General features: G+C 45.5%; 20 protein-coding genes. 5 read left to right on the forward strand and 15 right to left on the reverse strand.

Annotated elements, in window-relative coordinates:
- Nucleotides 1-244 precede the first annotated feature (244 nt).
- Nucleotides 245-2,356, reverse strand: coding sequence for a heterodisulfide reductase-related iron-sulfur binding cluster (locus tag PBF_RS05330; RefSeq protein ID WP_035328020.1), 2,112 nt, complete (start codon nt 2,354-2,356; stop codon nt 245-247).
- 257 nt (nt 2,357-2,613) lie between these two features.
- Here PBF_RS05330 and cls point away from each other — a divergent pair, with 257 nt between their 5' ends.
- Nucleotides 2,614-3,816, forward strand: coding sequence for a cardiolipin synthase (gene cls / locus PBF_RS05335; RefSeq protein ID WP_035328022.1), 1,203 nt, complete (start codon nt 2,614-2,616; stop codon nt 3,814-3,816).
- A 248-nt stretch (nt 3,817-4,064) separates the two neighbouring features.
- Nucleotides 4,065-5,021 (forward strand): UV DNA damage repair endonuclease UvsE, encoded by a 957-nt coding sequence (gene uvsE, locus PBF_RS05345; RefSeq protein WP_035328026.1) that lies wholly within the window; start codon nt 4,065-4,067, stop codon nt 5,019-5,021.
- Between the two features lie 29 nt (nt 5,022-5,050).
- Here the strand turns inward: uvsE and PBF_RS05350 are convergent, their stop codons facing one another.
- The 7 genes from PBF_RS05350 to speE form a co-directional block, all read right to left on the reverse strand.
- Nucleotides 5,051-5,599, reverse strand: coding sequence for a cysteine dioxygenase (locus PBF_RS05350; RefSeq protein ID WP_035328028.1), 549 nt, complete (start codon nt 5,597-5,599; stop codon nt 5,051-5,053).
- 25 nt (nt 5,600-5,624) lie between these two features.
- Nucleotides 5,625-6,527 carry a DMT family transporter gene (locus PBF_RS05355; RefSeq protein ID WP_035328390.1) on the reverse strand — a complete coding sequence of 301 codons (903 nt, stop codon included), beginning with the start codon at nt 6,525-6,527 and terminating at the stop codon, nt 5,625-5,627.
- 415 nt (nt 6,528-6,942) lie between these two features.
- Nucleotides 6,943-7,122, reverse strand: coding sequence for a XapX domain-containing protein (locus tag PBF_RS05365; protein WP_035328032.1), 180 nt, complete (start codon nt 7,120-7,122; stop codon nt 6,943-6,945).
- 128 nt (nt 7,123-7,250) lie between these two features.
- Nucleotides 7,251-8,918, reverse strand: a complete 1,668-nt coding sequence (gene argS / locus PBF_RS05370; protein WP_035328034.1) for an arginine--tRNA ligase — start codon at nt 8,916-8,918, stop codon at nt 7,251-7,253.
- Nucleotides 8,905-9,357, reverse strand: coding sequence for a DUF1934 domain-containing protein (locus PBF_RS05375; RefSeq protein WP_035328037.1), 453 nt, complete (start codon nt 9,355-9,357; stop codon nt 8,905-8,907). Before PBF_RS05375 ends, argS begins: the two co-directional genes overlap by 14 nt.
- A gap of 105 nt (nt 9,358-9,462) precedes the next feature.
- Complete coding sequence (gene speB / locus PBF_RS05380; RefSeq protein ID WP_035328392.1) at nt 9,463-10,341, reverse strand: agmatinase; 879 nt, start codon at nt 10,339-10,341, stop codon at nt 9,463-9,465.
- A 60-nt stretch (nt 10,342-10,401) separates the two neighbouring features.
- On the reverse strand, nt 10,402-11,229 hold the full coding sequence (speE, locus tag PBF_RS05385) for a spermidine synthase (RefSeq protein ID WP_009332318.1): 828 nt from the start codon (nt 11,227-11,229) through the stop codon (nt 10,402-10,404).
- Between the two features lie 260 nt (nt 11,230-11,489).
- Between speE and PBF_RS05390 the strand changes: the two genes are divergently transcribed.
- Complete coding sequence (locus tag PBF_RS05390) at nt 11,490-13,553, forward strand: transglycosylase domain-containing protein (protein WP_035328041.1); 2,064 nt, start codon at nt 11,490-11,492, stop codon at nt 13,551-13,553.
- Nucleotides 13,554-13,775: 222 nt separating this feature from the next.
- Here PBF_RS05390 and PBF_RS05395 read toward each other — a convergent pair whose 3' ends face one another.
- A complete protein-coding gene (locus PBF_RS05395) occupies nt 13,776-14,288 on the reverse strand; it encodes a YwhD family protein (protein ID WP_035328046.1) in 513 nt (170 codons plus the stop codon).
- Between the two features lie 37 nt (nt 14,289-14,325).
- Complete coding sequence (locus tag PBF_RS05400) at nt 14,326-14,985, reverse strand: site-2 protease family protein (RefSeq protein WP_035328049.1); 660 nt, start codon at nt 14,983-14,985, stop codon at nt 14,326-14,328.
- A gap of 184 nt (nt 14,986-15,169) precedes the next feature.
- Between PBF_RS05400 and PBF_RS05405 the strand changes: the two genes are divergently transcribed.
- Entirely contained in the window at nt 15,170-15,355 is a 186-nt protein-coding gene (locus tag PBF_RS05405) for a 2-hydroxymuconate tautomerase (protein ID WP_009332324.1), read from the forward strand.
- Nucleotides 15,356-15,576: 221 nt separating this feature from the next.
- Here the strand turns inward: PBF_RS05405 and PBF_RS05410 are convergent, their stop codons facing one another.
- The 3 genes from PBF_RS05410 to PBF_RS05420 form a co-directional block, all read right to left on the reverse strand.
- Nucleotides 15,577-16,086: a YwgA family protein gene (locus PBF_RS05410; protein ID WP_035328052.1), complete on the reverse strand. Its 510-nt coding sequence runs from the start codon at nt 16,084-16,086 to the stop codon at nt 15,577-15,579.
- A 42-nt stretch (nt 16,087-16,128) separates the two neighbouring features.
- Complete coding sequence (locus tag PBF_RS05415) at nt 16,129-17,430, reverse strand: HD domain-containing protein (protein ID WP_035328055.1); 1,302 nt, start codon at nt 17,428-17,430, stop codon at nt 16,129-16,131.
- Nucleotides 17,431-17,934: 504 nt separating this feature from the next.
- The gene (locus tag PBF_RS05420; RefSeq protein ID WP_035328057.1) at nt 17,935-18,156 is read right to left on the reverse strand and encodes a DUF1450 domain-containing protein; all 222 of its coding nucleotides are present in this window, start codon (nt 18,154-18,156) and stop codon (nt 17,935-17,937) included.
- A 359-nt stretch (nt 18,157-18,515) separates the two neighbouring features.
- On the opposite strand from PBF_RS05420, the gene PBF_RS05425 reads away from it, so the two are divergent.
- Nucleotides 18,516-19,268 carry an RsfA family transcriptional regulator gene (locus PBF_RS05425; protein ID WP_035328059.1) on the forward strand — a complete coding sequence of 251 codons (753 nt, stop codon included), beginning with the start codon at nt 18,516-18,518 and terminating at the stop codon, nt 19,266-19,268.
- Nucleotides 19,269-19,555: 287 nt separating this feature from the next.
- Here PBF_RS05425 and PBF_RS05430 read toward each other — a convergent pair whose 3' ends face one another.
- Together PBF_RS05430 and pta are read right to left on the reverse strand one after the other, a co-directional pair.
- Complete coding sequence (locus PBF_RS05430) at nt 19,556-20,398, reverse strand: lipoate--protein ligase family protein (protein ID WP_035328062.1); 843 nt, start codon at nt 20,396-20,398, stop codon at nt 19,556-19,558.
- Between the two features lie 207 nt (nt 20,399-20,605).
- Nucleotides 20,606-21,583: a phosphate acetyltransferase gene (gene pta / locus PBF_RS05435; protein WP_035328064.1), complete on the reverse strand. Its 978-nt coding sequence runs from the start codon at nt 21,581-21,583 to the stop codon at nt 20,606-20,608.
- Nucleotides 21,584-21,799: the final 216 nt, after the last annotated feature.

Consider the following 21,799-nt stretch of genomic DNA (forward strand, 5'->3'; position numbering starts at 1 on the left):
GGTTGAAGTTAAATACTAGTGAAGGTGTGTTGGCTGACTGAACGCTCGCTCGAAAAAACCGCGAAATCAAAGGATTTTCTCCCTCATCAGCAGACAAGAAAAATTGTAAGCGCTTTATCATATTATATTTTACTAGAAAAATAGCGGAAATTGAAACACTTTACGCAAAATTCTGGTAAAAACATTTTTCGTCAAAATGCTTTACTGGAATTTCGGCAGTGCTTCAATTTCCACTTTCACTATGCTAGGATGCTACATTCCGGCTTTCGCCCACAACGGACTTTTCGAGAATTTCAGCAACATCATACGTATGAACCTGTTCTTCCACTTCTTTAGCTTTCGTTCCATCAGACAGCATGGTTAAGCAGTATGGACATCCTGAGCTGATCACGGATGGATTCACTGCCAGCGCCTGCTCTGTGCGTGATACGTTGATGCGGTGTCCGGTTTCTTCTTCCATCCACATCAGCCCGCCACCCGCTCCACAGCACATGCCGGTTTCGCGGTTTCTTTCCATTTCCACAAGCTTGACGCCCGGGATGCTCTTAAGGATTTCACGCGGAGGATCATACACTTCGTTGTAGCGTCCCAGATAACAGGAATCATGGAAGGTAATCGTTTCTTCCACAGCATATTGCGGCTTCAGCTTGCCTTCTTCCACAAGCCGGGCAAGAACTTCAGTATGGTGATAAACCTCTGCCTCTAATCCGAAATCCGGATATTCATTTTTAAAAATGTTGTAGGCATGGGGATCAATCGTGACGATCTTCTTCACTTCATTTTTCTCAAACTCTTCAATATTCTTTGTGGCAAGCTCCTGGAACAAGAACTCGTTTCCAAGACGTCTTGGCGTGTCACCGGAGTTCTTTTCCTTGTTGCCAAGGATGGCGAACTTGACGCCGGCCTCATTCATTAGTCTCGCAAAGGAAAGAGCGATCTTCTGGCTGCGGTTGTCGTAAGAGCCCATTGAGCCAACCCAGAATAAGTATTCGAACTCTTCGCCCGCCTTTTTCATTTCCTTCACTGTCGGCACATGAACATCTTCACGTGCTTCTCTCCAGTCTTCGCGCTCCTTGCGGTTCAGTCCCCAAGGATTGCCCTGGCGCTCGATATTAGTCATGGCGCGCTGTGCGTCAGCGTCCATTTTACCCTCAGTTAACACAAGGTAGCGGCGCAGATCAATAATTTTATCAACATGTTCATTCATTACCGGACATTGGTCTTCACAGTTTCGGCAAGTCGTACAGGCCCAGATTTCTTCTTCTGTAATAACTTCGCCAATCAGGCTTGGGCTGTAAGCAAGGCCAGCCGCAGCTTCTTCTGCACCCTGGCCGGCAGCTGCAAGAGCAAGCTGATTGCCTTTCGTATTGGAAAAAGCGAATGTCGGCACCCACGGCTGCTTCGACGTGACAACAGCTCCGTGATTCGTTAAATGATCACGCAATTTCAGGATTAAATCCATCGGCGAAAGCATCTTTCCAGTGCCGGTTGCCGGACACATATTGGTACAGCGTCCGCATTCCACACACGCATAGAAATCGATCATCTGATGCTGTGTAAAATCTTCAATCTTTCCGACACCAAAGCTTTCCTGTGATTCATCTTCAAAGTCGATTGCTTTTAATTTCCCCGGATTATCCAGACGGTTGAAATATACGTTGGCCGGTCCGGCGATTAAGTGAGCGTGCTTGGATTGCGGCACGTACACAAGGAAAGCGAGCAGGAATACTAAGTGAATCCACCATGAGATGTAAAACACAACGATTGAAGCCGTTTCACCCATCCATGAGAATGCACCGGCAATCAGGGAAGCAACCGGCTCTGTCCAGGTTCCTTCATGGCCATGCCAAATCATGCCCATTCCATTGCCAAGCAGCACCGAAAGCATGAGCCCGCCGATAAAAATAAGGACGAGACCTGATTTGAATCCGCGCTTTAAGCGGACAAGCTTTTCCACATAACGGCGGTAGAAAGCCCAGATTACCGCAACAAGGATCATCAGGGTCACAATTTCCTGAAAAAAGGTGAACCCGGGATATAAAGGTCCAAGCGGCAGGTGTGCACCTGGCTTAATTCCTTTGATAATAAAATCAATTGCTCCGAATTGGACAAGTATAAAGCCGTAGAAAAACATCACGTGAATGATGCCGCTTTTCTTATCCTTTAAAAGCTTTTTCTGGCCAAAAACATTGACCCAGATCTTTTCAAGGCGCTCTTTCACCTTGCCGTCAAACTCCACCTTTTTGCCAAGCTTAATATATTCAATCCGCGTCTTCACAACATAGACAAACAAGCTGACAGCGTAAGCGGTTACAAGAAGGAATGCAATTAAGTTGATCCATAATAAACCGTTCATGGGCATGGTGCTCCTTTCCTCATCTTAGAAAATTTTAAAAACAATATAATTTTCTGAATTTACTCTTACTCCCATTATATTATGAATGAGCATTCAGTCAACTACTTTTCTTAAAACTTGTTCGAAAAATTTTATTATTTCCATTTATTAATTTCTTTTTTAAAGCGGAAAAGTCCTCCCTATTTGGAAAGAACCCCTGATAGAAATGGCATTGCAGGAAATACTAACAGGAAAATCCTGTCGGGAGGAAGATCACAATGACTGTCTGGAATATCATGATGGCCGTTTTACTCGTCATATTCCTGTGGCTCTATATTGATTTTACACTGGGCCGGAAAAGCCATATGAAAAAGCTTGAGCGGACCACCCTGCCCATCAGGCAGTCTGATATGGAATTGTTCGCAGACGGGCCTGCTTTGTTTGATAATTTATTCTCCGAGCTTAAAAAAGCGCAAAAGCACATCCATGTTTTATTTTATATTGTGAAGGATGATAAAATCAGCAAGGAGTTTTTAACTATATTAATGGGTAAAGCAAAAGAAGGAGTGGAAGTCCGTCTTCTCCTGGATTGGGCAGGAAGCTTTCCTGTCAAAAGAAAAACCGTTAAGGAACTGAAAAGCAGCGGCATCAAATTTTCGTTTGCGCATGTGCCAAAGCTTCCTTTTCTCTTTTACTCATTTCAGGCCAGGAACCATCGGAAAATTACTGTAATTGACGGAAAGATCGGGTACAGCGGCGGTTTTAACATCGGCAAAGAATACATCAATCAGGATAAAAAGCTGAATCCGTGGCGTGACTACCATTTAAAATTTTGTGGCGAAGGCGTGCAGGATCTGCAAAGAGAGTTTCTGACTGACTGGTATAAAGCAACGAAGACCGACCTGCTCGCAAACAGCGTCTATTTTCCTGAGCTTCATGCAGGTGAATACCGCCATCAGTTTGCGGCTTATAAAGGTGCTTTTCTGGAAGAAAGCTTCTCCTCCTTAATACGGAATGCGAAAACGAGCATTACGATTGGGACCCCTTATTTTATTCCGGGCAAGAGACTTTTTCAGGATATACTCCATGCCCTGGAACGCGGCGTCACGGTCAAGATCCTCGTCCCATGCGTGACAGATCATATCCTTGTAAAGGAAGCCTCTTATCTTTATCTTAGAACCTTGATAAAAGAAGGCGCTTATGTGTATGAGTACAAAAAGGGATTTTACCATGCAAAGGCGATTTTGATCGATGATGAGATCAGTGATATCGGAACAGCCAATTTTGATAAGCGGAGCCTGTTTTTAAATTATGAAATCAATTGCTTTATTTATGACAAAGAGTTCATTAAGCAAATCCAGGCTGTTGTAGACAAAGACATACTAAATGCAAAGAGATTGACCCTAAAAGAATTAAACCGGGTGGACCCTTTACGGACATTCAAAGAGATGCTTGCCCGGTCTGTGGCAAGTTTCCTATAAGAAAAGCGGAAGCGCCTTGCCCACGAAGGAGCTCAGACTAAGAACGCCACGTCCTGTGGCAACGTCTGCATGACCCCCTTCCTGGGGGCCCCAAGCACAAGACGAGCCCTGCAGGAAGGTGTTCTTTCCTTCCGGAAGGGATTGGCTTGTGACCTCGAGGGAGTAGGCGCTGGAGCTAAACAGCTCTCGAAATACAAAGATTTACATTCTGTTAGAATAGAGACCAGCAAAAAAGAAGGTGCTGCAAATTGAAAATCAGACTGGGGTATGTTTCCCATGCGATCAGCTTGTGGGAGGCATCTCCTGCAAGGACATTAACGTTTACGCGCTATCAGCAGCTGCCTGAGGAGGAAAGGCTGGACAAGCTGAAGGCCGTCACAGCAGTAAATCTGCAAAATACGTTAAGAATGCTTTATTTTAATATCGCCCATGAAATTCAGCTGTATCGGCTCTCAAGCTCCATCGTGCCTCTGGCCACACACCCGGAGGTTTTATGGGATTTTGTCACCCCCTTCAAGGAAAAATGGCTTGAGATTGGCGATTTGATAAAAAAACATGGTCTCCGCGTAAGCTTTCATCCTAATCAATTCACCCTGTTCACTTCTCCGCGCGAGGATGTGACCCGGAATGCAGTTAAAGATATGGAATACCATTACCGCATGTTTGAAGCCATGGGTATTGAAAAGAAAAGCATCATCAATATCCATATTGGCGGGGCTTATGGGGACAAGCTCTCGACCATTGACCGGTTCCATGAAAACCTGAAGATGCTGCCGTCACATATTAAAGAGCAAATGACACTTGAAAATGATGATAAAACCTATAATGCGGATGAAACTCTCCTTGCCTGCCATAAGGAAAACATCCCTCTTGTATTTGATTATCATCACCATATGGCGAACCTCAGCACCCGCCCGCTGGAAGAGCTGCTTCCGGAGATTTTTCAGACGTGGGACAAAACAGGACTCAAGCCGAAAATTCATATTTCCTCGCCCAAATCGGAAAAAGCCTTTCGGTCCCATGCCGACTATGTTGACCTGGATTTTATCCGGCCCCTTCTCGACGTGCTGAAACCCTTTAACCGGGATGTCGATTTTATGATCGAGGCGAAAGCCAAGGACAAGGCTGCGCTTAAGCTGACAGAGGATATCAGCAGCGTCCGCGGAGTGAAAAGGATTGGCGGGGCGGAGATTGAGTGGAAATAGTGAAGGCGTTCCATGTGCGGAACGCCTTTTTATTTTAACTGAATCTCCCTCACCTTCTGTCTCTGCTCCTCCGGCCACCAGGCTCCGCAGTCTTCAGAGACTACACAGGCTGCGCATTTTTCCAGATCATACACCTTCATACCCGTTATCGGAGGTGAATAAAGATGCAGTGTAACAAGGTTTTCCCTGCCTGCGCTCTTCATTTTGTGCACACCTTTTTTGGGCGCAAAAAAGAAGGAGCCTTTGGACTTAACCTCAGCAAAAAGCTCAATTGGGACGTCTTCTTTCACTTCAAAAACAGTATTTTCCGAATGTCCATTTAACACTTGAATCCACCCCTTTGAGTTTCCATGATCATGCGGGGCGCATTCGATATCCGACCAGTTCATGACGAGCAGCTCCACTTCATCATTTTGATAGAGCAGCTTGCGGTAATAGGGTTTTCCATCTGCCGGCTGCAAGTGGGGAAGTAAATCTTCAAGTTTGATATCAAGTGATGCCAAAGCCTTTCTAAGTTCTTCTGAAGAAGGTGATTTCAATGAGTCCAAACTCTTTTTAAACCGTTCCTTCAAGGCCACTAAACGATTCCCCCTTTTGTGTGGATTATCGTTTCTTCCATGAAAAATATTTCAGCTGACCATTTACCAGGACCACTCCTATAATAATTATGATTCCGCCTATGATGCTTATGAAGAAAATTTTTTCACGAAGCAGAAGAATGGCCGCAATAAGGGTAAATAGCGGCTCCATATAGATAAACATGGATACCTTGGAGGCTTCCAAAACCTCGAGCGCCCTGGACCAGTACCAATAGCCAATCCCTGAAACAAATATGCCCAAAAATAATATATGGGCCCATTCAGGACCAGATAATACATGGAATTTCTCCCATCCCCTATCTCTATATAAAAAGGGTATCGTCAGCATGCAGCCAAGCAGACTCATATAAAAAGTGACCACAAGGGACGGAAGCTTAATGTGCAGTTTTTTTACCAGGATGGAATATACGGCCCAATTCAGTGTACTTAGGATCATGAGGAAATATCCAATATTCATAGCAAATCCCAGCGTCTGGCCGCTCCTCGCTCCCGTTACCATGAGCACGCCGGAAATCGCAGTTATAATGCCCAGTGTCTTAAGGAATGTCAATTTTTCATGAAGAAAGATCATCGAGAGAAGCACTGTAAAAACAGGAGAAAAAGAAATAATCCATCCCGCAGAGGAGGCGTCTATCGTCTCTAAGGCTGTAACCTGGATGACCTGATGGATGAAAACGCCAAGTACACCGAGAACAATTAAATGGGGAATATATTTAAGCGGAATCTGAAGCGGATATCTTTTCAAGAGGAGCACAAGGAGCAGAAAAGCGGCCCCGATGGCAAACCGGAGCATGATTAATGTATAAGGGTCCAGCTTATCCAAAACAGCTTTGGTGGAGACAAAAGAGACTCCCCAAAAACTGATCGAAATGGTTGCATAAAGTGAGGCTGCCAATTGTGGCTTCATGGGCGGGCATGTCCTTTCCGGAAGGGTTTCTACCATGATATGCTCGTCCGGATGTAACATGCGGTGTTTTTTTTGGCAGTTTTGACAGGTTAGTTCCTAAATTTATCATTTGACTGCTGATTTGGCTGGTTTGCTGACTACTTTTTTGAGGGCTGCTCTTTAGCTTTTGGTTTGCTGTCCGGATTTCTGTTTGTTTGCGGGGGTTCTTTGCAGTTTTCCGAATCTATTTGCTGATTTTCAAGGTTTATTTGCAAACATTCCAGATCTATTTGCTGATTTTCAAGGTTTATTTGCAAACATTCCAGATCTATTTGCTGATTTCCCAGGTTTATTTGCAAACATTCCGGATCTATTTGCAAAGTTCACACTCAGACAAAAAGGATGCCCACACCTCACTCGGACATCCTTTCCCAATCTATCTCAATATCCCCTGCAGCCAAGGCAGAACCACTTCATATGCTTTAAACCCGAGGTAAATGCCGACAATTCCCATAATCCCGGGAAGCGCTGGCGGAGCGGGAATCGGCAGTTTCATGAAAGCAAAGACGAATCCGACTACGAATCCTGTAAGAATGGATAAAAGAACGATTTTCATGAGACCCTCCTAAAATGACTTACTTTGTTTTACCAGTTTTACTATACCCTCAAACATATGCCTTTAGCTTCCCCTTTTTTTTCTAAAACATGAAAAAAGCCGGCACCATTAAGTGCCAGCTTCCTCCATTACATTTTTTCCGGGGCAGATACGCCGATTAATTTCAGTGAGTTCTTCAAAGTAGTCTGCACCGCTTTGATCAGTGCCAGACGGGCTTTCGTTCTTTCCGGGTTTTCCGCATCCAATACCTTTTCAGCATTATAGAAGCTGTGGAAAGATGAAGCCAGTTCATAAATATAGTTCGTAATTCTGTGCGGCATGCGCTTTTGCGCTGCTTCGCCGACAGCCTGCGGGAATTCGCCGATTTTCTTCAGGACGTCGATTTCCTTTTCCGCCTGAATCAGGGAGTAATCTGCCGCTTCAGCAGTCATGCCCTGGTCTTCACCCTGGCGCAGGATGCTGGAAATACGCGCGTGTGCGTACTGTGCATAGTAAACAGGATTTTCATTGGATTGTGATACAGCCAGGTCAAGGTCAAAATCAAGATGTGTATCTGCGCTTCTCATCGCGAAGAAATAGCGTGTTGCATCCAGTCCTACTTCTTCCACAAGGTCACGCATTGTTACCGCTTTGCCGGTACGTTTGCTCATCTTCATTTTTTCGCCGTTTTTGTATAAGTGTACAAGCTGGATGATTTCGACTTCGAGCGCCTCACGGTCATAGCCAAGCGCCTGGATAGCCGCCTTCATGCGCGGAATGTATCCATGGTGGTCAGCGCCCCAAATGTTGATCAGCTTTTCAAAGCCTCTTTCAAGCTTGTCTTTATGGTAAGCGATATCTGGAGTCAGATACGTGTAAGAGCCGTCATTTTTAATAAGAACACGGTCTTTGTCATCACCGAAAGTGGTGGAACGGAACCAGGTTGCGCCCTCTTCCTCGTAAATGTGGCCATTATCCTTCAATGCCTGAAGGGCTGTGTCGATTTTGCCATTATGATAAAGGGATGTTTCCGAATACCAGACATCGAATGGAACGCGGAAATCTTCAAGATCCTGCTTAAGTTTCGCCATTTCATATTTCAGGCCGTATTCACGGAAAAAGTCAAAACGCTCTTTCTCATCCGCATTTACATATTTATCGCCGTGCTCCTCAGCGAGCTTTTTGCCGATGCCGATAATGTCTTCACCATGATAGCCGTCAGCAGGCATTTCCTTATCTAAGCCAAGAGCCTGGAAATAACGGGCTTCAACTGATAGAGCCAGATTGTTGATCTGGTTGCCGGCATCATTGATATAGTACTCACGGGACACATCGTAGCCAGCTTTGTCTAAAATATTGCATAGGGAGTCGCCGACAGCTGCGCCGCGGGCATGTCCAAGATGCAGGTCCCCTGTCGGGTTAGCGGAAACAAACTCCACCTGAATCTTCTGATTGTTGCCGACTGTTGTTTCTCCGTACTGATCTCCTGCTTCCAGAACGGCCGGAATCAGATCAGTCAGATATGAGTTATTCATGTAAAAATTGATAAAGCCAGGTCCGGCGATTTCAATTTTTTCAATGGAAGCTTTTGAGCTGTCAAAAGAAGCAATAAGCTCTTCTGCAATCATTCTTGGCGCCTTTTTTGCCACTCGCGCCAGCTGCATCGCCATATTCGTGGAATAATCGCCATGCGACTTTTCCTTCGGGATTTCAAGAATCACATCGGGAATCTGCTCTTCCGCTGCCAAACCGGCTTTCACAACCGCATCCTTAATTTCCTGCTTTAATTTGCTTTGCACCTGCTCAACTATGTTCATTGTTCTCCTCCTCAAACGTAATCGCCAAATGGTATGTACCTGCCTGGGATCCCTGCATTTTCAGGTCGTATAAAATATCAATCGAACCTTCGCCGGATTCGCCATCATATTGATGGGCCATCCGCTTGGTCACCGTACCCATCTCAAACACTCCATACGGCGTCTCATAGCTGCCGCGGAGCTTTTTATTCATTCTGAAAGGGAGCCTCATTTTCACGGCGCCGCTTCGTAAAATCAGTCCGTCTGCATCGGACATTTTAATAATTGTCTTAACGGTTCCCTCTTCCATTACTTCATCATACTGAAGGAAACGGGCGGAATCTTTTATATAGTATCGGCCAAAAGCAGTCAATTCAAAAGTCTCTTTGCTGCCTCCACTGCGAATATCTGTCTTCACATTAATCTTCACAGGCATTTGTTCCGCTGAGCGACTGGACAACGGCAACACATCCTTTTCATCATATATAACTATATAAGTATAAATACTCGATGGGGAAAGTGCAAGAAGATGAAAAACGAAAAAAAACGGAGACCGAGGTCCCCGTTATTTTTTATTCACCCATCCAAGGATCATTTCCCGGATCAGTTTGCTGGCTGTATTGGCCGTTTGTTCAGATGGATCATAGATAGGCGCCACCTCGACAAGGTCAGCTCCAACCACGTTAACATCTGAATGGGCAATTTCATGGATAGAAGCAAGAAGCTCTCTTGAAGTGATGCCGCCTGCGTCAACTGTGCCTGTTCCAGGCGCATGGGCAGGGTCCAGTACATCAATATCAATTGTTACATAGACTGGACGTCCGGTAAGCTTAGGCAGAATCTCTTTCAATGGCTGGTGCACTTCGAATTTGGAGATGTGCATGCCGACTTCCTTCGCCCACTGGAATTCTTCTTTCATGCCGGAACGGATGCCAAATGAATACACATTGCCTGGCCCAATCAAATCAGCTGCTTTGCGGATTGGTGTTGAGTGGGATAATGGCTCCCCTTCATAATCCACACGAAGATCTGTATGGGCATCCATGTGGATAATCGCCAGATCCGGATATTTTTTATACATCGCTTTGATGACCGGCCAGGAAACGAGATGCTCTCCTCCCATGCCAAGCGGGAATTTACCCTCAGCGAGAAGCTGATCGATAAACTCTTCAATCATATCGATGCTTTTTTGCGGATTTCCGAATGGCAGCGGAATATCGCCGGCATCATAATATTTTACCTCTTCCAACTCGCGGTCCAGGTACGGGCTGTACTCTTCAAGCCCGATGGACACCTCGCGGATGCGGGCAGGGCCGAAACGGGAGCCCGGACGGTAGCTGACTGTCCAGTCCATCGGCATTCCATAAATGACCGCTTCACTTTCCTCATAACTAGGATGGCTTTTAATAAACACATTGCCTGAATAGGCTTCATCAAAACGCACCAAGGTCATCCCTCACTTTTTATGTATTCAGGAAGGCTGCTTTAAGAAGCAGCCTGTCATTTACTTCACTAAATCTGCAACAAATTTAGGCAATACAAATGCCGCTTTATGCAATTCTTTCGTATAGTATTTTGTTTCAATCTCATGGAAGCGGTCTTCGCTTACTTCTAATGGATCGTATTTTTTTGAGCCGATTGTGAACGCCCACATGCCGCTTGGGTACGTAGGAATGTTGGCCGTGTACAGGCGGGTGATTGGGAAAATTTCTTTCACATCGCGCTGCACGTTGCGGATAAGGTCCGCTTTGAACCAAGGGTTGTCAGACTGGGCCACAAATATGCCGTCTTCTTTTAGAGCTTTAGAGATGCCAGCATAGAATCCCTTAGTGAATAGGTTTACCGCAGGTCCTACCGGCTCAGTTGAGTCCACCATAATCACATCATACTCATTTTCGCTTTCAGCAATGTGCATGAAGCCATCGCCCACCTGTACATCCACGCGCGGGTCATCAAGCTTGCCTGCAATCTCAGGAAGGAATTTCTTAGAGTATTCAATAACCTTTCCATCGATATCCACTAAAGTCGCCTTTTTCACGCTAGGGTGCTTAAGGACTTCACGGATAACGCCGCCGTCCCCGCCGCCAACTACAAGTACGTTTTCAGGGTTTGGATGTGTGAACAAAGGAATGTGCGCAACCATTTCATGGTACACAAACTCATCCTTGATTGAAGTCATAACCATGTCATCAAGAAGCAGCATATTGCCCCACTCTTCTGTTTCCACCATATCAAGCTTCTGGAATTCTGTCTGTTCTGTATGTAAAGTACGCTTCACCTTCATCGTAATGCCAAAGTTCTCTGTTTGTTTCTCTGTAAACCAAAGTCCCATTCTTTAATCATTCCTTCCATAAAAAAATGAATTATCACTAAAGAGCAGCAAAAAGCATTTTCATCTTTTATACTTCCCTAACATGCAAATAACAAACACAGAAAAAGTATAGATGAATCTAGCAAAATTGCAAGAAAAATTTCGCTTTTTAGTAGAGAAAGATGTTTAAAACCGGACTCTTTTTTCAATACTAAAGATATGTCCTTATGATTATTTTATTTTTTGCATTGCACTTAGAAAGATTCAGGGGGGTGCCACACTTGGAGTTAATGACCGATCAGCGTTTCAGAAAAACAATGAAATATTTGCGTGCAGTTCTCATTATTAGCTTAATAGGAATGGCTTTAGCCGCCGTGTTGATTGGAGGCATATTGGCATATGCTAAAATTCTGGGACCGCCGCCGCTCGCTGTTCCGCAGTCGACTTTATTTTTCTCGGAAGATGGCACGGTGATCGGAGAAAGCCACAACGGGCAAAAGCGCTACTGGGCACCTCTGGATGATATCAGCCCGCATTTGGTTGATGCGACGGTTTCGATTGAGGATAAGAATTTTTTCGAACACAATGGCTTTGATTATAAAAGAATTGCCGGTGCTGCGCTCGCTGACCTTAAAGCAATGGCTAAGGTTCAGGGCGCCAGCACCATCAGCCAGCAGTATGCCCGCAACCTGTTTCTCGAGCACGAAAAAACCTGGAAGCGGAAGCTGCTTGAAGCTTTTTACACCATCAGGCTTGAGATGAATTATACGAAGAAGGAAATCCTTGAAGGCTATTTAAATACGATTTATTACGGCAATGGAGCTTATGGAGCACAGGCAGCAAGCCAGTTTTATTTTGGGAAGGATGCGAGTGAGCTGTCACTAGCTGAGGCTTCCATTTTATCCGGCATTCCCAAAGGGCCAGGCATTTATTCCCCATTTGCATCAGCAGAAAAAGCAGAACAGCGGCAGAGAGTGATTCTGCAGACGATGGTGAAGAACGGGATGATCAGTCAAAAAGAGGCGGATCTTGCTGCTGCAGAGGAGCTTGACCTGGTCGGAGAGCACATGCACCCGAGAGCGAAAACGGCTCCCTATTTCCAGGACGCTGTCCGCAATGCTCTTAAAACGCAGCTGAAGCTGGATGACCGGACCATTGAATTGGGCGGATTGAAGGTTTATACCACATTGGACCTGAAGGAGCAGGAAATCGCTGAAGAAACGGTAGATAAAATGATTTCAAAAGACTCGGAGATTCAGGTCGGGGTTGTGGCCATGAATCCGAAAAACGGCTACGTCAAGGCGATGGTCGGCGGCCGGGATTATGAGAAGAGTCCCTTCAACCGGGCAGTCCAGGCAGTCAGGCAGCCGGGATCGACGATCAAGCCGCTTCTCTATTATGCGGCATTGGAGCAGGGATTCACCCCTTCCACTCCTATCCGGAGCGAGCAGACGACATTCCGCTTTGAAGATGGTACGCCAGATTATACACCGCATAATTTCAACAGCAAATATGCAGATGATGATATCACAATGGCACAGGCCCTGGCTTTATCTGACAATGTATACGCGGTGAAAACCCATTTATTTTTAGGAGAAGAAACGCTTGTCAATACAGCCAAGAAATTTGGCATTACCTCTAAAATGGCGAAGGTACCATCCCTTGCACTCGGCACATCCGGTATGAGAGTTATCGAGCTCGCGAACGCCTACAGCATGTTTGCCAATGGAGGAAAAAAGGTATCGCCGGTGCTGATTAAGCGCGTTGAAAATCATAAAGGCGAAGTCATCTATGAGCAGGAGCCATTCCAGATGAAGGTTCTGAAGCCGGACCTGGCTTTCGTTATGACCCATATGATGACGGGCATTTTTGACCGGAAGCTGAACGGCTATGCCCAGGTAACCGGCAGCACCGTCATCAATGATATGACCCGCCCGTACGCAGGAAAGTCCGGTTCAACCGAAACGGACAGCTGGATGGCCGGCTTTACACCGCAGCTGGTTACAGCGGTATGGACCGGCTATGACAAAGGCCAGGTTATTACAAAAACCGTTGACAAAACGTATGCCAAAAACATTTGGATCCGGTTCATGGAAGAAGCCCATAAAGGGAAGCCGGCCAAGGAATTCAAAGCGCCCAAAGATACAGTCGGTGTCTACATTGACCCAGCCAACGGGAAAATTGCCGGGGAAAACTGCCCCGTCAAGCGCCTTGCCTACTTCGCAAAAGGCACAGAACCAGCGGAATACTGTACAGACCACCTGAGCCACAAAGAAGAGAAAAAAACAGAGCAGCCTGAAAAGAAGCAGGAGACACCCTGGTATAAAAAACTGTTCCGGTGGTGACAGGTACCTATACCACTTCCCTTAACTGGTATAGGTGCCTGTCACTTTAATGAATAAAAATGAAAAACCCCGGGGTCCGAATCCCGGGGTTTTTCGTGTCCTAGTGCTATATTGTGCCTTCACACTGTTAATTAGTTTACTTTTTTTACGGGAATTGTACAAGTAGTTAGAAAATCACGTCAAAAAAATGTCACAATTTCGTCACAAAATTAGATTTTTTTTCTAAATGGCTTGTAAATCTGTTTTTAACTGTTCCGCCGATCTTTCCCACATGCCCGCGTCATGATTTTTCAGGAAATCTGCCAGCACTTTTTTGGATTTCCCGTCCATATGATCCACGATGATATGTCTTTTAATCGATTTATCCATGCGGTTCACATGCTCGGGCAGCGATTTGTAGCCTCTGCGGATCTCCCTGTCGACTGTCATTTCGCATGCCGTAACGCCTGCATAGTAGGCGCCTCCCTCTTTGCGGTCAATGGTAATCCAAATCAGCCAGTACGGTTTTCCGTTTGGCACTTCCTCTTTGCTTTTCAAAAACTTAATGCCCTTTTCCACTGGACTGCGCGCATGCATGGCACCCACTTCAATAGACGCCTCCCCGGCATCCACATCAATGATGACCGGTGTCACATTATCAAGGCTCAGAGTCCCGACCCCGAATCCGCCATGTCCATCAGTCGGATCGCTCTTGATAATATTAAAGTCGACTTTCTTTTTCTTTTTTTCTTCCATCTTCACGTCCTCCTATGCAAGTACTGGGTTCTTATTATTATGTCATAAATAATTCATAGAAAAAATCATTTAGGCCGCTCGCCAGAACCGGCAATACGGTGTTAAAAATCGGCTGGATGGTGTATTGATCCAGCGGGGTAATGACAAGAATCAGAAAAATAACGGAGCCATATGCCTCAATCCGGGTCATTTTCGGGCGAATATGGGCCGGCGCCAAATCCTCAATAATTCTGTAGCCATCGAGCGGCGGAAACGGCAGCAGGTTGAATACAAACAGCACTAAATTCAGTTGAATAAAAATATTCAGGAAATCTGCCACAAACGCTGGAAACGAAGCTGCGAGACCGGTTCCGGCAAGGGCATACCAGATGAAAAAGCCCAGAACAGCCATCACCAGATTGGATATCGGTCCCGCAATGGAGACAGAGATCCCGGCAAGCCTCGGATTTTTGAAAAAGAAGCGGTTGACCGGTACTGGCCTGGCCCATCCGAAGCCGGCAATAAAAATCAGGATCGTCCCAATCGGATCCAGATGCTGCATGGGATTTAACGTTAACCTTCCCTGGTTTTTTGCAGTCGAATCCCCAAACTTATAAGCCATATAGGCGTGGGCAAATTCATGAACCGTAAAGGCAATCATCAATGTTACCGCCACATAGGGAATCTCCCTGAGAGAAAACGCCAAAAATTGTTCCAAAAGCCAAAACTCCCTCTCCTGCCGGCTAAAAAAGCCAGGCTTTATTTATACATACTATGTAGGAAAAGCCGCTGCTATTTACCTAAAAGTATACATGAACGCCTGGTCAAAGGGAATCAGGCTTGCACATTGCAGGAAAAAGTGGAAAAATACAAGCAAGCATACATAATGAGGAGGAAAAGAAATGCCATACGTAACCGTAAAAATGCTTGAAGGCCGCACTGAAGAACAGAAAAAAGCGCTCGCTGAAAAAGTAACAGCTGCAGTAAGCGAAACAACTGGAGCACCCGAAGACAAAATCGTCGTATTTATCGAAGAAATGTCCAAAAATCACTATGCTGTCGGCGGAAAACGCTTAAGCGACCAGTAGAATTGCGTAAAAAGAGGCAGTTTTCCATAACGGGAGACTGCTTTTTTTATGGATTTTTGCATGATGAGAGGTTTTATTTGCGGATAAAGAAATTTATTTGCGGATACCCCGATTTTACTTGCAGATAAAAAAATTTATTTGCACATAGCACGTTTTTACTTTCGCATAAAAAAATTTATGTGCGGTACGACTTTTTTCAGCAAAAAGCAAAAGCCAGGCACTCAATGCAGCCCGGCTTTTTCTCTTAAGTTTTCAATATATTGATACGCCTGTTCCACTTCTTCACCCGTGTAGCGCTGTTTGCTTTTCAGGGTAAAGACTTTTTCTTTCACTTCTTCCTTAGGCAGGTCATTGAAATAAAGGACCGTTGAAACGAGTTCAAGAAACCTTGCATTCTGGCCGTTCATATCGAGCAGGCATTCCTGGAGGCTCGGCATATCGACTGCGTTGATGCCCAAAAATTCCTTGCCGGTTTCAGTGAGTGTGTACCGATACTGATAATAGCCGCCCTTTTTTTCCTTTACTTCGTTTAAGAATCCCATGTTGCAGAGCTCTTCCACCCTCAGTGTCAATTCTTCCGAATAGGGCCCGTAAAAGTGAAATTGAAATCTTTCCTGAAAGGGAAATGCGATGTTTTTGGCGATATAAATCATTTTCTGCAGCTTTTTCCGTCCCACGATTTCTTCAGAGACTGCAATGGCGTGCATTAGTTTGGCGTGATCCTTTAACAAAGCTCTTCATCTCCTACTCCGTTTTTTCCCGTATCTATAGTCTTATTCGATTTCCAGCAGCATTTTAATCTGCTTTTTAATGTTTTGCTTTTTACTGTCGTCTGCAATAAAATCAGCCGGAAAGTACAACTTATGATCCGTTCGGCGTTTCCCGGAAATAGCATCTACGATCTCTGATTCACGGGAAAGCTCGCGGATATCCCCATTTTTCAGCAGCAGATGAATCGGCAATCTTTCTTCTTCCTCGCCCGGACGGTAAAAGTCATAAGGCAAATCCGATGAAGAATCGACGACCAGGTAATATTCAGGATCCATACCTGCCTTTTTAAACAATACCGACAACTCTGCCAGCTTCTTATATTCTTTCGCCGGGTCGAATTCGACGTATTTATATAAATTTCTGTCCATAAAGCGGCAGCAGAGATCCTTCAGAATCGGATCATCTTCCTCCTGCCACATCTGAAAATAATAAAGAATAATAGCTTCATCAAGCTTTATATAATCCTCAAGTGTGATCTCCCCATTGAATAAAGAATAAAAATGGATAGGATCATATTTAAATTTGTATTTCTGTTCATGCAGATCTTTAGCGCGATGCAGGATTTTAGTCAGGATGACCTCTGCACTGCGGGTAACCGGGTGGAAATAAACCTGCCAGTACATCTGGTAGCGGCTCATTATGTAATCCTCAACGGCATGCATCCCGCTCTGCTTAATCACGACCTGATCCTCCCTCGGCCTCATGACGCGCAGGATCCGCTCCATATCAAAATGGCCATAGCTGACACCGGTAAAATAAGCGTCCCGCTGCAGATAATCCATCCTGTCCGCATCAATCTGGCTGGAAATCAGGCTGACGACCAGCTTATTTTTAGAGGTTTTGGCAATCACATCAGCCACTTTCTGCGGAAAATCGGCACTTACCCTTGTAAGCACATGATGGACCTCGGTGTCTCCGAGAATGATCGCCCTCGTATAATGTTCATGATCAAGGTCGAATACTTTTTCAAAGGAGTGCGAGAACGGACCGTGCCCCAAATCGTGGAGAAGTGCCGCGCATAAAGTCAGGATGCGGTCTTCTTCATCCCATTCCGGCCTTCCCAAAAAGACATCATCTGAAATGCGGCGCACAATCTCGTAAACTCCGAGCGAGTGGTTAAATCGGCTATGCTCAGCACCATGGAAGGTTAAATAAGTTGTTCCGAGCTGCTTAATTCTTCTGAGCCGCTGAAACTCTTTTGTCCCGATTAAATCCCAGATGACTCTGTCCCTGACGTGTATGTACCGATGAACGGGATCTTTGAATACTTTTTCCTCATTTAACTTTTCCGCTGAATATGCCATTCCGTACCCTCCGCTTTTCCTGTTTCCACGCACTCCGAACCTGTTGTTCCCAATTTCTGGCGTATACCTATTATATCCCGATTATAGTGTCAATTCATCACAAAATTCACCGTTTTTCATGGCTGTTCGACAGAAACCGCGATACATCAATCATCTGGCCAGGAAAAATTTTTCGACTTTTCTAAAAACAATATTGCCTCCTAAGTCTATTTACCAATCAGAGTTACATCATAAACTCAGGCAAAAAATAAAATCACCTCAGGACAGGAGTCAGGGTGATCTTTATTTACATCTAGGTATAAAGTTTGGAACGTCGATAACTGTCCAGCTCCAGGCGCCATCGGCTCTCGGGTCTAAGCCAATCCGGCCAAAAGGTTAAAGAACAACCTTTCAGCCGGCTCGTCTTATGCTTGAGGCCCGCAGGATGCGGGTCATGCAGACGTTGCCACAGGACGTGGCGGTTTTAGTCTGCGCTCCTTTATAGGCGGGCGCCTTACGCTTTTCTTATTTCAGCTTTTTATTAATTTTCTCCATCAATTCCTCTTCCGTCAGTGCGGCAAGGGGACGGTTATTGACGAAAGCAAATGTTTTTTTGCGGCCTGGTCCGCAATAGGACTGGCAGCCGACATCAATTTTTGCTTCTGGATCTATTTCTTTTAATCGCGGTATTAACGTCTTCAGATTTACTGCCTGACAATCGTCGCAAACACGGAATTCGTTTGCCATCTTCGTACAACCCTTTCTGCGGTCAATCTATTATATGGTTCCGGCGCATCTCGCGCCTGAGTATCTTCTTCGTTAAAGCATGTCCGCTGCACGGCATTCCTATTCAAAATAAAGGACTGTCCTGCCCAACTGCTACAGGCTATTTTAAAACTAATCGACCTTCATTGCAAGCTGTAATCATTAACTTGGGTGGTGAATCTTAGTAAACTTCACAAAACTGCCATACGTATCTAGCGAAAATAAAAATTTTTAAAATAATCTACTATCCTTTTAATCACCTTTGTATAAAATCTGCAAGGTTTGTCCATCCTTTAATTAAGGCAACAGCAAAAAGTAATCATTTAGGGAGTTGAGGTTATATGAAAATACGTCAGGACGCTTGGACAGATGAAAACGATTTATTGCTTGCAGAGACCGTTTTGCGGCATGTGAGGGAAGGCAGCACACAGTTAAACGCTTTTGAGGAAGTTGGAGACAAGCTGAACCGCACCTCAGCAGCATGCGGATTCCGCTGGAACGCTGTGGTGAGGCATCAATATGAAAAAGCGCTTGGGCTGGCCAAAAAACAGCGCAAGCAGAGACAAAGAATGCTGGGAAAGGATCAGGGAGGCAAGAAGAAACTCTTATACTCTCCGCCAGTTCCGACGATGCAGGAGGTCTCAGCAGCGCCAGTTCAGACAAATGCAATCGTACCGCCGTCACCGGCAGACTTTTACGAGGAGCGCACAGAGGATGAAGCGACTGTGCAGACAGAATCCGTTCCATCCTACACCTATTCAGAGCCGGTTTACACGGCACCCGCACAGCTGGATATGGATACCGTTATCGCATACTTGCAAACATTGAATCATTCTGGAATTCAGGTTGATATACTAAAGAATGAGAATGAAAGATTGAAGCGCGAAAATGCGGATCTCCGAAGCCAAAATGAAGAGCTTGAGAGCAAAATCGGCAAGCTGGAGCAGAATACGGTAACCATTCAGGAAGATTACGAGACACTGATGAAAATCATGAACAGAGCCCGCAATTTTGTTCTGTTTGATGAAGAAGAAAGGCCGGCATCCAAGTTCAAAATGGACCGCAACGGCAATTTGGAGAGAGTCGCGGAATAGAAAAGCGGAAGCGCCTTGCTCACAAAGGAACGCAGACTAAGAACGCCACGTCCTGTGGCAACGTCTGCATGACCCACATCCTGTGGGCCTCAAGCATAAGACGAGCCTCACGGTAAGGCGTTCTTTGCCTTGCTGGGAGGATTGGCTTATGACCTCGAGGGGGTAGGCGCTGGAGCTAGACAGTTATCAAAGTTCAAAACTCTTTCCGGCATCGGGAGCAGGAGAAAATGGCAGCAATTCCTTTCAAGGAGGGCCGCAGATCGAGAGTCTTGCGGCTCTTCTTTTATTTATTCGCTGCCAAGCACTTTCTCATTCCGCTCCATTACACGGCGATAATAGCCCTCAAACAGGCCTGCTTCCTCATTTGTCAGCTGCCCTGCATAAAGGCGTCCGGATTTCTTTTTCAAGGCCTGCAGAAAGCGGAGCATTACATCCTGAACCGTCAGCTCTGCCCCGAGCAATTCCGACAATGATGCCATGACAGCCGGCTGAATTTCAGGGTATTGGAATTTCGTCTGTTCCTCTTTTTTAGCAAGAGAATAGAATTTGCCAATCAGATCGGCCCGCTCACTTCCGCTGCCATCCACACACAGATAGATTTGCACAGCCACCCCATTGCGGAGGCGCCTCTGCGAAATGCCGGCAAACTTCTGTCCCCCGATGCTTAAATCATAGCTTCCCGGGCAATAGGAGCCGACAATTTCCCGGGCTTCTATTTCCTTATGAAAATCGGAAAACATCTCCTGAATGAGGAGCCACATCGCATCATAGCCGCGGTTGATATCAATTCCCTTTTCCCTTTCAGGAAAAATCAGCGAAATATTCAGGACTCCCTGATCCAGGACAACGGCCAGGCCGCCGGAGTTTCGGACGATCACTTCATACCCCCGGCTTTTTAAAAAGTGAATGCCCTCATTCAAAAAAGGCAGCTTCGTATCCTGGATGCCAAGCACGATCGTGTTATGGTGCACCCATGTCCTCGCAGTGGCAGGAGCTGCACCTGCACCGACAGACGCACAAAGCGTATCATCCATTCCGAAAGAATGAAGGGCATTTAAGTGGATTCCCGCAGCAGACTGGTCAATGACCCGCCATTCTTCCTGAAAAAGCAAATCTTGTTGCGAATTCATCTTTATTTGATCTCCTTTTGCCGATATTATCAGGTAATAGGCAGAATTTATCTATTAAGTAACCGTTTTAACGGCCAAATCAGCTAGTTTATCGGCCAAATATCACTTTTTATCGGCCAAACTCGAGACTTTATCGGCCAATGGCCATATCCAGATACATTATAGCAAAAAAGCCAGTCACAAGGGACCGGCTTCTAAAATGCTGTATTATTGATTTAAAGCCTGAGCTGCTGTAATTAAAGCAAGCTTATAGACATCTTCCTCGTTGCAGCCGCGGGAAAGGTCATTAACCGGGCGGTTCAAGCCTTGAAGGATTGGTCCCACTGCCTCAAAGTTTCCAAGGCGCTGGGCAATTTTGTAGCCGATGTTGCCAGCTTCCAGGCTAGGGAACACAAATACATTCGCATCCCCCTGGATTGGTGAATCCGGAGCCTTTTTCTCTGCTACAGATGGAACAAATGCCGCATCAAATTGGAATTCCCCGTCGATGATTAATAGCGGATCACGAACTTTAGCCGCTTCAAGTGCTGCCGAAACCTTTTCCGTTTCAGGAGACTTGGCAGAGCCCTTTGTAGAGAAGCTCAGCATAGCGACACGCGGTTCGATATCGAACATTCTGGCTGTCTTCGCGCTTTCAATCGCAATTTCCGCCAGGTCCTGGCTGTCAGGAGAGATGTTGATGGCACAATCGGCAAAAACATATTTCTCATCATCACGGACCATGATGAAGACACCTGATGTTTTGCGCACGCCTTCTTTCGTTTTAATGATTTGAAGTGCCGGGCGTACCGTATCAGCTGTCGAATGCGCTGCGCCGCTCACCAGGCCGTCTGCTTTGTTCGCGTAGACAAGCATGGTTCCAAAATAGTTTTCATCCAGAAGGATCCTGCGTGCATCTTCTTCTGTCGCTTTGCCTTTTCGTCTTTCAACAAATGCAGCCACAAGCTCATCCATCATTAAAAAGCTGTTTGGGTCATAGATTTCAGCTGAATCCAGGCTGATATCCATGTCCTTTGCTTTTGCTTCAATGTCTGCGATGTTTCCAATCAGGATCGGTGTGATGATTTTTTCCGCAGCCAATCTTCCTGCAGCCGCTAAAATGCGCTCATCCTGCCCTTCGGGAAAAACGATTCGTAAATTCTGTCCTGTTACTTTTTCTTTCAATACTGTGAATAAGTCACTCATGCTAATTCCTCCTACGGCCATAATTTTTCCGTTCAAATTAATAGAAATTCTCCTATATACTCCCTTAGAATACTCTTCATCCTAAGAATTTCAAGGAGTTCACCCGCTGTTAGCGTTTACAAATAAAATGTTTTTGTTTTCGGTAAATTTTAAATAATAAATATCCTTCTGCTGGCGCAGCTTCATACCTTTTTTAAGATATCCATAATGCCCTCT

The organism is Cytobacillus firmus DS1 (assembly GCF_000565285.1).
GTDB lineage: Bacteria > Bacillota > Bacilli > Bacillales > Cytobacillaceae > Cytobacillus > Cytobacillus firmus_A.